Source organism: Terrisporobacter petrolearius (assembly GCF_020748185.1).
GTDB lineage: Bacteria > Bacillota > Clostridia > Peptostreptococcales > Peptostreptococcaceae > Terrisporobacter > Terrisporobacter petrolearius.
The window spans coordinates 29869-42495 of record NZ_JAHZMO010000015.1 but is presented as its reverse complement, the minus strand read 5'-3'; the positions used below and the strand labels follow the sequence as shown (position 1 = coordinate 42495).

General features: G+C 27.8%; 15 protein-coding genes. 4 read left to right on the top strand and 11 right to left on the bottom strand.

The genetic code is table 11. The features are described from left to right. Window positions 1–89: 89 nt before the first annotated feature. Window positions 90–266, bottom strand: coding sequence for an ATP-binding cassette domain-containing protein (locus tag K0040_RS10755; RefSeq protein WP_228108804.1), 177 nt, complete (start codon window positions 264–266; stop codon window positions 90–92). 115 nt (window positions 267–381) lie between these two features. Beyond that, window positions 382–573, bottom strand: coding sequence for a PadR family transcriptional regulator (locus tag K0040_RS10750; RefSeq protein ID WP_228108803.1), 192 nt, complete (start codon window positions 571–573; stop codon window positions 382–384). A 103-nt stretch (window positions 574–676) separates the two neighbouring features. Here K0040_RS10750 and K0040_RS10745 point away from each other — a divergent pair, with 103 nt between their 5' ends. Next, window positions 677–1396 (top strand): tRNA 2-thiocytidine biosynthesis TtcA family protein, encoded by a 720-nt coding sequence (locus K0040_RS10745; RefSeq protein ID WP_228108802.1) that lies wholly within the window; start codon window positions 677–679, stop codon window positions 1394–1396. Window positions 1397–1525: 129 nt separating this feature from the next. On the opposite strand, the gene K0040_RS10740 is transcribed toward K0040_RS10745, so the two are convergent. After that, window positions 1526–1711: a hypothetical protein gene (locus tag K0040_RS10740; protein WP_265588864.1), complete on the bottom strand. Its 186-nt coding sequence runs from the start codon at window positions 1709–1711 to the stop codon at window positions 1526–1528. A gap of 338 nt (window positions 1712–2049) precedes the next feature. Between K0040_RS10740 and K0040_RS10735 the strand changes: the two genes are divergently transcribed. Beyond that, the gene (locus tag K0040_RS10735) at window positions 2050–2661 is read left to right on the top strand and encodes an acetate uptake transporter (protein WP_228108801.1); all 612 of its coding nucleotides are present in this window, start codon (window positions 2050–2052) and stop codon (window positions 2659–2661) included. A 111-nt stretch (window positions 2662–2772) separates the two neighbouring features. On the opposite strand, the gene K0040_RS10730 is transcribed toward K0040_RS10735, so the two are convergent. The 5 genes from K0040_RS10730 to K0040_RS10710 form a co-directional block, all read right to left on the bottom strand. Next, window positions 2773–2955, bottom strand: a complete 183-nt coding sequence (locus K0040_RS10730; protein ID WP_228108800.1) for a hypothetical protein — start codon at window positions 2953–2955, stop codon at window positions 2773–2775. 136 nt (window positions 2956–3091) lie between these two features. Beyond that, window positions 3092–3913, bottom strand: coding sequence for a hypothetical protein (locus K0040_RS10725; protein WP_228108799.1), 822 nt, complete (start codon window positions 3911–3913; stop codon window positions 3092–3094). Window positions 3914–4159: 246 nt separating this feature from the next. Further along, the gene (rlmH, locus tag K0040_RS10720) at window positions 4160–4639 is read right to left on the bottom strand and encodes a 23S rRNA (pseudouridine(1915)-N(3))-methyltransferase RlmH (protein ID WP_228108798.1); all 480 of its coding nucleotides are present in this window, start codon (window positions 4637–4639) and stop codon (window positions 4160–4162) included. A 118-nt stretch (window positions 4640–4757) separates the two neighbouring features. After that, the gene (locus K0040_RS10715; RefSeq protein WP_228108797.1) at window positions 4758–5549 is read right to left on the bottom strand and encodes an MBL fold metallo-hydrolase; all 792 of its coding nucleotides are present in this window, start codon (window positions 5547–5549) and stop codon (window positions 4758–4760) included. 87 nt (window positions 5550–5636) lie between these two features. After that, window positions 5637–7106 carry a M1 family metallopeptidase gene (locus K0040_RS10710; RefSeq protein WP_228108796.1) on the bottom strand — a complete coding sequence of 490 codons (1470 nt, stop codon included), beginning with the start codon at window positions 7104–7106 and terminating at the stop codon, window positions 5637–5639. Between the two features lie 93 nt (window positions 7107–7199). Between K0040_RS10710 and K0040_RS10705 the strand changes: the two genes are divergently transcribed. Further along, window positions 7200–8258 carry a DnaD domain protein gene (locus K0040_RS10705; protein ID WP_228108795.1) on the top strand — a complete coding sequence of 353 codons (1059 nt, stop codon included), beginning with the start codon at window positions 7200–7202 and terminating at the stop codon, window positions 8256–8258. Between the two features lie 15 nt (window positions 8259–8273). Further along, window positions 8274–9278, top strand: a complete 1005-nt coding sequence (locus tag K0040_RS10700) for an ATP-binding protein (protein WP_228108794.1) — start codon at window positions 8274–8276, stop codon at window positions 9276–9278. A gap of 48 nt (window positions 9279–9326) precedes the next feature. Here the strand turns inward: K0040_RS10700 and K0040_RS10695 are convergent, their stop codons facing one another. The 3 genes from K0040_RS10695 to dnaB form a co-directional block, all read right to left on the bottom strand. Next, window positions 9327–10616 carry an adenylosuccinate synthase gene (locus tag K0040_RS10695; protein WP_074920237.1) on the bottom strand — a complete coding sequence of 430 codons (1290 nt, stop codon included), beginning with the start codon at window positions 10614–10616 and terminating at the stop codon, window positions 9327–9329. Between the two features lie 123 nt (window positions 10617–10739). Further along, window positions 10740–11045 (bottom strand): hypothetical protein, encoded by a 306-nt coding sequence (locus tag K0040_RS10690; RefSeq protein ID WP_228108793.1) that lies wholly within the window; start codon window positions 11043–11045, stop codon window positions 10740–10742. 244 nt (window positions 11046–11289) lie between these two features. After that, window positions 11290–12618 (bottom strand): replicative DNA helicase, encoded by a 1329-nt coding sequence (gene dnaB, locus K0040_RS10685; RefSeq protein ID WP_074920235.1) that lies wholly within the window; start codon window positions 12616–12618, stop codon window positions 11290–11292. Between the last annotated feature and the right edge of the window lie 9 nt (window positions 12619–12627).

Below are 12627 nucleotides of genomic sequence, written 5' to 3'. Positions count from 1 at the left end.
ATAAAATCATAAATGTAACCATAATTTAAAACTTAACTTCAACTGCTAATAATTGAACTACTGTTCTTAACATACTACCTATAATATCTCTATTTAATTCTAACTTTTCTTAAGTCTGCACATATTTTCTGTATAGTACTTTTTCCACTTACTGATTCACCTACAATAGATATGCAATCACCTTTGTTTATATCTACTGTGACTTCGTGCAAAATAATATTTTCTTTATCTCTATAATACAAATTTTCCAATTTTATCATCTTCAAAACTTCATTCTCCTTCTTTATTACTTGTTGATATCGTAGCCCGATATTAATATATTTAATTTAATTTTTCAAGAAAAAGAACTAAGGTATTACATTCTCAATGCCTTAGTTCTTTTTATAAAACTTCATCTACCAATTCTTTTAATAAATCTCTACCTTTATCAGTACTTCTATAGTATTTTCTTATTTTACCATTAACATTCTTTTCTTCCTTAATTAAATAATCCTCATCTACCATAAGTTTTAATATTGGGTACAAGGTTACTGGACTTAAATTGTATCCGTGTTCTTTCAATTCTTCAATCATCCGATTTATTATAATTGTTACAGTTTTTCATATTTGTTATAATAGTTAAGTTACTTTAATAAAAAATTATTTTTTATTTTATATAGTTGGGAGGAATAGATATATGCAAAAATTACTTAGCAAAACTCGCCAAGCAATTAAAGATTTTAACATGATAGAAGAAAATGATAAGATAGCAGTTGGTTTATCTGGAGGAAAAGATAGTCTAGCACTACTTCATATATTAAAAAGTTATCAAAGATTTTCACCTGAAAAGTTTGATTTGATAGCTATAACATTAAATCCAGGAGGAGTCGATAATTCTCCTTTACATAAATTATGTAAAGATTTATCAATACCTTATCATGAAATTCAAACAGATATAAAAGAAATTGTGTTTGATATTAGAAAAGAAAAAAATCCTTGCTCATTGTGCGCAAACTTAAGACGTGGTGCACTTAATGATACTGCAAAAAAATTAGGTTGCAACAAAGTTGCATTAGGTCATCACCGAGATGATGCTATAGAGACTTTCTTAATGTCTATTCTTTACGAAGGAAGAGTAAGTTGTTTCTCTCCTAAAACACATATGGATAGACAAGACTTGACTATAATAAGACCTATGATTTATATTGAAGAATATATGACTAAAAAGGCGGCTAAGGATTATAATTATCCAATTATAGAAAATCCTTGCCCAGTTGATGGAAAGACTAATAGACAAAATATAAAAGAGCTTGTGTCTAAGTTAAATAACCATATGCCTGGTTCTAAAAAAAATATTTTTGGTGCTCTAAATAATGCAGATAACTTCTTTATCTGGGATAAAGAAAAAATTAAATAGTTGCGAATGAAAAAGGCTATATCATTTTTGATACAGCCTTTTTAAGGGTTTGGGGGTGTATATAAAAACACTTTAAAATGTCTATTACCTAATTCATATATAACTTAGCTTCTAATTCTTGAGATATTGCTAAATTATAAATATTAATCTTTCTTCTAATTCAAAATATAATTTCATGTCATTTACTTTTGAAGCATAATTCATAACATAAAATCTTATATTTTTTATTCCGTCACAATTATAATAACTTAACCCTTCTGATGGAACTTTATAATTAACATCTAATAAAGATACAACTGTTCTTCCACCAAACAAATCTGCTATGAATCTAGTATATGTATAAGCTACTATTAACTTTGGATTTGTATTACCCTAATATTTTTATTTATTAGAAAAACCACAATCAAATAGATAATAATTATCATTTTCTTATATATTATTGTATATTCCCTTTCTTTTTTATCTTAAACATTTTTTAATATTTTTTCATTTTTATGCTGTGAATACGATATCCTAAGCATTGATATATCTAAGTTGCGCCAATTATTAACTATTTAAATTTTTTTATATACCTAGGTCAAAATTTTTGGTATTATAGATTAGTATGTGTATACAAAATGCATTAATATGATTTTTTATTAGGAGGTTTCACAATGACAAATGAAACAAAAGTTAAAGTTGTAACTGCTGATCCATCGGCATTAGGACTTTTTGGGTTAGCAATAATAACATTAGTAGCTTCATCTCAAAAACTAGGATTAACTTCAGGAGTATCTTTAGTTTTACCATGGGCTATATTTTTAGGAGCTACAGCTCAATTATTTGCATGTATAAATGATTTCAAACATAACAATACATTTGGTGCTACCGCATTTGGTGCTTACGCATTTTTCTGGTATGCAGTTGGGTTTACTTGGTTAATACAAAACGGAGTATTTGGTGCTGAATTAGCAGCTGCTTGTGATACAAAACAATTAGGATTTGCTTACTTAGGATATTTAGTATTTACATTGTTTATGACTATAGGAGCTATGGAAACTCATAAAGTATTATTTACTATATTTGTTCTTATAGATTTCTTATTTATAGGATTATCTTTAAGCTCATTCGGAATAATGGAACATACTACTCATATGTTAGCTGCTTATTCTGAATTATCAATAGCAATAGTATCATTCTATGGTTGTGGTGCCGCTGTTTTAAACACTCATTTTGGAAGAACTTTCTTACCAGTTGGTAAACCATTCGGTATATTCAAAAAATAATAACTTTAAAAAATGAAAAAGCATTTAGACTGTATATGTTCAATAGTCTAAATGCTTTTCATTTTTTATGTTATTTATTAAAATTTAATTATTTATTCTTTAAAATAATTTTCATATTACTTTAACTAAAATTAATATCCATTTATCTCTATTGAACAATTTATACAATGCCACATTCAAATAACCATCATATTTCACCAATCCACTTAATCCCCAAATTATACTCACAATAAATAAGGCGTCACTTCTTTTAATTAATACTACTAAACCTATAGCTATAAAAAACTGTTCCATCTTTGTTTTTTCAAAACTTCAATAATTTTTACTTGCAATACCTTCAATTAACTGAATAATACCTTTTGCTAATAAAATAGTACCACAAATTATTGGCAATAATTTGTGGTACTATTTTAATGTTTCTTACTAAATTTTACAGATCATCATTTAAAACTTGGCTTGGCCATGAAAGTAGACTTTTTCTTGATATTTTTAACTGTTTATCATTTGGGAAATTTAAATCGCAAAAATAATTGTGGTAATTAGCTGTCCAAACATATTTATCCCATACTCTTATATTATTTTTGTTAATCTCTAGCATTTCTTCAATTTCAACCTTATGTCTAAGTAGTAATTCTAGTTGTATTCTTTCAAATTCATATTCATTGTTACACTCTCTATAATATTTAAATATAGTATTTAAATAATTTAAAAACCATTGTCCATCGCTGTCTATAAGTATTTTATTATATTGTGGTGCTACATCATAATAATTTATGTATTTTTTTAACCTTTTTACAGTTTTATCATCTAGTATAATTCTTGGATAGCATGCTAGTTTACTTTCTGTATTATGAGCATCTAAAAGAGCTGGTCCAAATACAATGTCCTCATTTATATAAAAATCACCTACACTTACACCACCTCTAACAAAAAGGCCTTCTAGTGATAGATTAAATTGATATTCTGATACATTATCTAGTATTTCATTTAATTCAGCTTCTCCATCATCCTTTATAGGATATCCAATAATCATATTATCCGTATATATCTTTATATTTCCTTGACTATATTTATTAGGAACTACACATTGCTTATTCTTATTTATAAGGTAGTTGATATCTTTTAATAACTGATCTCCATATCCATCTCTACAAGAATCTGATATCATTTGTGAAAAGCCTAATATATCTATAGCACATACCATAGAGTTAACTAGTTTTGGATTATCTTTATCATATTTTTGCATATTCATTTCAACACATCCTTACATATTATTAAATTTAACAACTATTTACTTATTATATTATACTTTTTAAGTAAGTACAATTAAGCAAATAAATCTAAAAACTTAAGGTGATTTTTATTCATTTATAGCCAAATTAACTATATATTGCATACCTTTTATATTTTTTTTAATTTTAATGTTATTTTTAACAAAAAATACTCCTTAATTAAAAATGTTATGGAGTATTAATATAGTTTATTAAATTATTATTTCTTACTTATGGTACGGTTCTCCGTTATTTATTCTATAAGCTCTATAAATTTGTTCTAATAATATTAGTCGCATAAGTTGATGGGGAAAGGTCATCTTAGAAAAAGACAACTTATAATTAGATATTCTTAATACCTCATCAGAAAGCCCTAAAGATCCGCCTATAACGAACACTATATGACTTGTTCCTCTAACACCTAAATTACCAATTGTATCTGCCAATTCTTCAGATGATAAATTCTTTCCATCTATAGCAAGAGCTATAACATAAGCGTTATCTTTGATTTTACTTAATATCTTCTTTCCTTCTTTATCCTTAATCATAAGCATTTCTTTATCGCTTAAATTTTCAGGAGCTTTTTCATCATCTAATTCTATTACTTCTAGCTTGCAATATTTAGATAATCTTTTTGAAAATTCATCTATTCCTAATTTTAAATACTTTTCTTTTATTTTTCCTACACAAACTATACTGATACGCATATTTTTCTCCTCTTATTAACTTTATCTTTTGAGCAACAAATGTATATGAAACAACAGCAAAAAATTCTCCAACACATGGTTCAAAAATCTATGGTTGCCCATATGGACCAAGAGAATTTTACAGTTCAAAAACCTTTGAAACTTTATCTCTTGATAAAACTTCTAGATTTAGGTCTTGTCCTATTATCATGTCATTATTAGCTAGTACATTCTTTGATGTAGCGAAAGCCAGGTCTGGAAAATTATTTTCCTTGCTTAAATGAGCTAATAGTATAGATTGTGTATTATTATTAATTAAATCCACACAAAACTTAGCTGCTTCTTCGTTTGATAAATGTCCACAGTCAGACATTACCCTTCTTTTTAAACTATAAGTATAACTTCCCATCATTAACATGTTTGGGTCATAATTAGACTCTAATACTACAAGTTTTGAGTCATATAAATTCTGTCTAATATTATCAGTTACACATCCTATATCCGTAGCAATTGACATTTTTTCTTGCTCTGAAAATAAATTATACCCTACAGCATCACTTGAATCGTGTGGTATGGAAAAAGGCTTAATTCCTAAATCTCCTATGCTATATGTTTTATCATTTTCAAATACTTTCATATTTCCTTCTTTTATATTTCCTAATTTATCTTTCATTGCACACCATGTTTTTACATTTGCAAAAATAGGTATGTCCAATTTTCTCGATAATATTCCTGCACCTTTTATATGGTCCGAATGCTCATGTGTTATAAATATGCCCTTTATTTTTTCTATATCAGCATCTATCTCACCTAAACCTGTCATTATTCTTTTACCACTAAGGCCTGCATCTATTAATATATTAGTATTCTTATAACTAACAAAGTGACAATTTCCGCTACTTCCACTTCCTATAGAACAATATTCCAACATAGTGCACCTCCTTTCTCTTTTTCTCATAAATTATATTATACCAAAAAAACAGAGCATTAAATTATTTTTCAATGCTCTGGCAAAATTTTATTTATATTCTTTTATAATTTTTTCAATATCCACGCCCTTACTTTTCCAAAGATCAACAAATTGAGGTCCGTTTACATTTTTAAATTTATATGTACTATAGTATTCTTTTAAAGTATTAAAAAATACTTCATCTCCCACTTCTTTTCTTATTTCATTGAAAACTACTGCCCCTTTTGTATAAACACTTAAACTATATTCTGAGGAATCTTTATACTCTGTTGTAGCCTTAAATATATCAGTTGTTCTATAGTTTCTTGTTTGGACTTCCATAGTTTTTATTAATTTATCTCCAGTTTCTTTTCCATACTTTTGTTCAAAATAAAGTATAGTCGAGTATTCCGTTAAAGCTTCATCTAACCAAGGTTCATTAATTTCATCATTTCCTATAACACTGTACCACCATTGATGGGCTGTTTCATGAGCTATTACATACTCCAATAAAAATTTATTTTCTCTATTATATAGACTTTCATCTATCATAGATAACATAGGATATTCCATTCCTCCAATAAAAAAGTCACTGGCTACTACTGAATATGTATCATATGGATAGTCACCAAATAAATTACTAAAAATTTCGATGGATGACTTAGATATATCCAAAGCGTCCTTGCTCATATCCTCATTTAAATTATATGTATTTATCACAATATCTTTATAATTATCCTTATTTACTATAAATTTGTCACTTAAAATAAAAGCAAAATCTCTAACCATCTTACCATCTATGGTGTATAGTATTTTCTCATTGTCAGTTTTTTTCTTTGTTACTTTTCCTGTAGTTGCTAACTTATATTTTGATGGTGCTAATATCTTCACACTAAAGTTGCTAGTATCGCTATAAAATGGATCTCCTACAGTTTCATAACTTTTTAAATTCCATCCCTTATCATCATAAACACAAGCTATAGGAAACCAATTTGTTACATTAACTGTATTGTCACCATAACCAAATCTTCCAAGACAGTTAGGTAATTTAACATTATATTTTAAATCTATTTTTACTACTTCACCCGCTTTTAATAATTTGTCCAATTTAATCTGTAGAATGTCATTTTTATCTCCTGTTACTCCATACTTTAATTTTTCCTTATCACTTAATACATTTTTAAGATCTATATATCCTTCGTTAAAACCGTTTGGATAAGCCCTGCTCATTTCTGAGTCTTCAAACGGAACCGATTTTTCTTTGCAAAAAGCATTTGGATAAATATGTAGGTAAATTTTATCTAGTGTAGTTTTCGTATTATTAATATAAACTAAGCTTTCGTTGCATAAAATACGATTAGTTTCATCATCATATATTACATCTATTGTATATTCGTTTTTGTTTTTTTCATCTTTAAGTGTAAAAGTTTCTCTTTGATTAGTTAGTATAAATGTGCGTATACTTCCCCCTATAATGATTAGAAGAGCTAAGATTATAACAAATAATCTTCTTCTCTTTTTATCGAATTTAATAACCAATTTATACCTCCTTTTTAGTGAATATTTTTTTTTAAAACTTACAATATAAATTTGTAATAGCTTTTATGTTATAATTGAAGCTGAGGTGATTATATGTTTTTTTATAAAGAAGAAAATGATATAGATTTTGGGGAAACAACCATCCCAAATATCTTCATAGATATATATATGCCTATGGGTGATGGATTATACACAAAGGTATATCTTTTAGCATATAGGCAAGTGTGTTCTTCTATCCCAGATCCTAAATTTGATAACAGTTCTATTGCTAGAATTCTAGAAGTTCCCTTGTCGGATGTTATTAATGCATGGAAATTCTGGGAGAAGCAAAACATAGTTAAAATGCACAAAAACGATAGTCCAGATGCTTTTGATTATTCAATTGAATTTTTAGATTTAAAAAGGCTCTATGTTGAAAATCTGCAAATTAATACACCTTCTATTAAATCTAATAGTGATAGAATAGTTTCTGCTGGACACAATCCAAGCATAACTAAAATGTTTAATAGTATAAATCGCATAATAGGAAGATTTCTTGATCCTTCAGAAAAACTAAGAATACTAGACATTAGAGAAAAATTTAATGTTAATCCTGATGTTATTGTTTATGCTTATGAAACTTCAAAGCATAATAATAATGGCACGCCTAAAAATCTTAATTATATTGAAGGTATACTTAGAAACTGGTACGACTTAGGACTTTATACTATTGAAGATATTGAAAATAATGTAATTGAAGATAAAAAGCGCTATGACATTCATAAGCTTATTTTTAAGTCTCTTGGATTTAATAGAAATCCTGGGTCAGAAGAAAAACGAATTATGGATACATGGATTGATAAGTACAATATGGATATAGAGGTTATATTAGAAGCTTGTAGCAAGTCCAAAAATACATCTAATCCTTCTATATCTTATATAAATGGTATAATTGAAAGATATAAAAAGAATAATGTTAAGACTTTAGATGATATAGAAAAATTAGAAGAAGAATTTAATCAAAAAAAACAACATAGAAAGAATACAACTTCAAATAATAACTCTATTCCTAAAGTTAAAACAAGATTCCATAATATCAACGAAACATTTAGAAACTACAGCCCTGAGGAATTAGAGAAACTTCTAAAAGAAAGCCAAAAGGGTAAATTTTAGTAGGTAGGTGATTTAATGCAGGAATCAAAATTAAGAGATATTCTTACTAGTTACGAGAGAAAAAGAGATAAAGCAGATCGACTACTAGAACAGAGGAAAAATGATGTTTATAAACAAATTCCTAGAGTAAAAGAAGTAGAAGATGAAATTAGCAAAGTTGGATTAGAGATGATGAAACTTGTTCTTAAAAATCCATCAAATAAGGAAGCTCTTACATTAAAGGCCAAAGAAAAAATACAAGCCTTAACTAGTGAAAAACAAGTTCTATTAGATAGTTGGAATGTTCCTAATGGTTACCTTGATATTCAATATGAATGTAGTATGTGTAAGGATAGAGGTTTTCTTCCAAACGGCAAAAAATGTAACTGTTTAAAACAAGCAATTATTAATGAATCTTATAAAATGTCTAATTTGTCTAGAATGTTAGATAAACAAAATCAGTGTACATATGACGACAGTATTTTTTCAGAAGAAATCGATCCAAGCACTGGTGTTTCTCCTAGACAAAATATGCAACTAATTTTATCTGACTGTGATGAATTTATTTACGACTTTGATAAAGATAATGATAAAAATTTATTGTTTTATGGAGATACAGGACTTGGCAAAACATTTATGTCTAGCTATATTGCCAAGGAACTTCTTGATAAAGGATATTTAGTAATATACCAAACTGCCTTTAAGATGTTTGAAATCATAGAAGAATATAAATTTAGAAATTCTGATCATCATTTATCAAGAGATGATTACGAAAATTTATTTGAATGTGATCTTTTAATAATAGACGATTTAGGTACAGAGCTTACTAATTCATTTACTATTAGTGAATTATTTATAATTCTAAATACTCGTTTATTAAATGGCAAAAAAACTATTATTTCTACTAACCTTAATCCTGCACAGCTTGGAGAACTTTATTCTCAAAGAATTTTTTCACGTATTTTTGATAAATTCAAAATGATTAAATTCGTTGGTGCTGATTTAAGATGGCAAAATAAAATATCTAATTTAAATAAATAAAAGGAGAAAACTTATGACAGTTTTCTCCTTTTTGTTTCATGTGAAACTCTATGCAAATATATTTTTTCTTATTATTGTTTGAGTTCTGTTTGGACCAACAGATACTAAATCTATATTAACATCTATTAATTCTTCTATTCTAGCTACATACTTCTTAGCATTCTCTGGAAGATCATCAAAGTTTTCAACCTTTGTTATATCTTCATGCCATCCATCTAATTCTTCGTATACTGGCTCACATTTTGCTAAGTCTTCTAATGAAGCTGGGAAATTATTTATTATTTCATCTCCCATTTTATAAGCAGTACATATTTTAATTTTATCAAATCCTGTTAATACGTCTAATAACATGAATGATATACTAGTTAATCCGTTTACTCTAGCTGCATATTTTACTATAACAGCATCGAACCAACCACATCTTCTAGCTCTTCCTGTAACTGTTCCAAATTCATGACCTTGAGTTCTTATTTTATCTCCAGTCTCATCATGTAATTCAGTTACAAAAGGACCTTCTCCAACTCTTGTTGTATAAGCTTTTACTATACCAACAACATCTTTTATCATGTTTGGACCAACACCTGCACCTACTGCAAATCCTCCTGATATAGGATGTGAAGATGTTACAAATGGATATGTTCCAAGATCTAAATCAAGTAATGTACCTTGAGCACCTTCAAATAATACTTTTTTATTAGCTTTTATTGCATCATAAACTATTACAGTTGTATCATCAACAAATGGTCTCATTTTTTCTGCATATACAATAAATTCATTGTATACTTCATCAAAATCAAACATAGCCTCTTTCTCATATACACCTGTAACTATTTTGTTCTTTGCTTCTATTTGAAGTTTTAATTTTTTAGCAAAAACTTCTTTATCCATTAAGTCACAAACTCTTATTCCTGATCTTTCTGTTTTATCCATATAGCAAGGACCGATACCTTTTTTAGTTGTTCCTATTTTGTTATCTCCTCTTGCTTCTTCTGCTAATCCATCTAATTCTTTATGATAAGGGAACACTATGTGAGCTCTATCACTTATTTTTATATTCTTAGTACTTATTCCATTACTTTCAAGCATTTCTATTTCTTCAAAGAAACCTTTTGGATCAAATACTATACCATTTCCTATTACGTTTATTGTATTTGGGTTTAATATTCCTGATGGTATTAATCTTAATGCAAATTTCTTTCCATCTACTACTAATGTATGACCTGCATTATTTCCACCTTGTCCTCTTATTACTACGTCAGCTTGAGTAGCAAGAAAATCAATAACTTTTCCTTTTCCCTCGTCGCCCCATTGAGAACCAACAACTGCTACTGTTTTCATTTATTTCACCTCTATTATCTATATATTAAATTTCATACAATCTAATATATAATTTATTTTCAACTTTTTATCGAACACTTACGTTATATATTTTAACAAATATTCGTTTTAGTTTCAACTTTTTTAATTTCTAATTACTTTTAATATGTATCTTTCTATTTCTTCTAAGCTTTTTCCATTAATAATATTATCCCTTTTTTTAATAAATATATCATTAAATTTCTCAACTTCATCTAAATCCTTACCCGTAAAGACTTTTTCTATAGATCCTGTCATTGTATTTATCATGTATATATTATATTGATTCTTCTCTTCCATTAAATAAATTACTAATGTTTCTTTTAATTCATTATCAACAATCCTAAACAAGTTACTTTCTTTATTAATAATTCCCATATCTGGATATACAAAAAACATTTGTATTTTCATTTTATTATTCTCCATATTAACTTATTTTGGGGCATAAATATGAGTTGTTTAAAAGATATTACTATCTTGTAAACAACTCTTTCATTAAGTTTTACACATATTTATTCAGTTATACACATTTATCCACATACTATTTGTGGATACTGTGTATAACATTTCATTGTATAGTCTGCATTTAATACTATTTTTTCATAATTATCCACATTTTTCTTAAATATAGAAAGGTTGTTCTGTGGATATATGTTTATATTTCTCTAACTTTGTCGGCAAATTTTTGTACTTGACCAAACCATACTAATTCTACATTACCAGTTTCGCCATGTCTATTTTTTGCAATTATAACTTCACCTATATTTTTCTTTTCAGAATCATCATGATAATATTCATCTCTGTATAGGAACATAACTATATCTGCATCCTGCTCTATAGACCCAGACTCCCTTAAATCTGACAATATAGGTCTATGGTCTTTTCTAAGTTCTGGAGAACGAGATAGCTGTGAAAGAGCAACCACAGGACAATCTAGCTCTTTAGCTAATATTTTTAAAGATCTAGAAATTTTAGCTATTTCTTGTTGCCTGTTTTCATTCTTACCCTCTCCCTCCATTAATTGAAGGTAATCTATTAGGATTAAATCTAGTCCTTTTTCTATTTTTAATCTTCTACATTTTGATCTTATCTCTGATATTTTTATACCAGGAGTATCATCTATGAAAATATTAGCTTCTGATAATACTGCCATAGCATCTATTATTCTTGGCCAATCTGATTCTCCAAGAGAACCAGTTTTTATTTTACTCAACTCCACATTAGATTGTGCAGATAACATACGTTGAACTAGCTGTTCTTTAGACATCTCTAAACTAAATACTGCCACAGATGCATCACCTTTTAATGCTGCATTTTGAACAAGGTTTAGTGAAAATGCTGTTTTTCCCATGGCAGGTCTTGCCGCTAGCAGAATTAAGTCTGTTCTTTGAAGTCCATTTATTTTTTTATTTAAATCTGTAAATCCAGTAGTTATTCCTGTAACATCACTTTTTTGCGTACACAACCTTTCTATCATATCAAAGGTATCTTGTAGAACTAAGTTTATTGGTTGGATATCATCACCAGATTTTTCTTGAGATATATCAAATATATTTTTTTCTGCCTGATCTAATATTTCCTGAACATCTGTAGAAGCATCATATCCTAAGTTTATAATCTCATTAGACGCCTTTATAAGCTGTCTCATAACAGATTTTTCTTTCACTATGTTGGCGTAATACTTTACATTTGATGTCGTTGGAACTATTGTTGAAAGGCTTGTTAGATAGCTAATACCTCCAACATTATCTAAATGACCTTCTTTTCTTAATTCCTCTATTAATGTTATCAAATCTATTGGTTCATTATTACTATTTAACTTTAACATAGACTCATATATTATTTTGTGAGCTTCTTTATAAAAATCACTAGGATTTATGGTTTCTGCCACAGTTATAATTGCGTCTTTATCAAGGATAATAGAACCTAATATTGATTGCTCTGATTCCACACTATGTGGAGGAATTCTACTTATATCCTCCATTATTATCAC

What these genes read in the sequence shown, in the direction of transcription:
- K0040_RS10750 (WP_228108803.1), bottom strand. Translation starts at nt 573, where the DNA reads ATGATTGAAGAATTGAAAGAACACGGATACAATTTAAGTCCAGTAACC.
- K0040_RS10745 (WP_228108802.1), top strand. Translation starts at nt 677, where the DNA reads ATGCAAAAATTACTTAGCAAAACTCGCCAAGCAATTAAAGATTTTAAC.
- K0040_RS10735 (WP_228108801.1), top strand. Translation starts at nt 2,050, where the DNA reads ATGACAAATGAAACAAAAGTTAAAGTTGTAACTGCTGATCCATCGGCA.
- K0040_RS10730 (WP_228108800.1), bottom strand. Translation starts at nt 2,955, where the DNA reads ATGGAACAGTTTTTTATAGCTATAGGTTTAGTAGTATTAATTAAAAGA.
- K0040_RS10725 (WP_228108799.1), bottom strand. Translation starts at nt 3,913, where the DNA reads ATGAATATGCAAAAATATGATAAAGATAATCCAAAACTAGTTAACTCT.
- rlmH (WP_228108798.1), bottom strand. Translation starts at nt 4,639, where the DNA reads ATGCGTATCAGTATAGTTTGTGTAGGAAAAATAAAAGAAAAGTATTTA.
- K0040_RS10715 (WP_228108797.1), bottom strand. Translation starts at nt 5,549, where the DNA reads ATGTTGGAATATTGTTCTATAGGAAGTGGAAGTAGCGGAAATTGTCAC.
- K0040_RS10705 (WP_228108795.1), top strand. Translation starts at nt 7,200, where the DNA reads ATGTTTTTTTATAAAGAAGAAAATGATATAGATTTTGGGGAAACAACC.
- K0040_RS10700 (WP_228108794.1), top strand. Translation starts at nt 8,274, where the DNA reads ATGCAGGAATCAAAATTAAGAGATATTCTTACTAGTTACGAGAGAAAA.
- K0040_RS10695 (WP_074920237.1), bottom strand. Translation starts at nt 10,616, where the DNA reads ATGAAAACAGTAGCAGTTGTTGGTTCTCAATGGGGCGACGAGGGAAAA.
- K0040_RS10690 (WP_228108793.1), bottom strand. Translation starts at nt 11,045, where the DNA reads ATGAAAATACAAATGTTTTTTGTATATCCAGATATGGGAATTATTAAT.
- dnaB (WP_074920235.1), bottom strand. Translation starts at nt 12,618, where the DNA reads ATGGAGGATATAAGTAGAATTCCTCCACATAGTGTGGAATCAGAGCAA.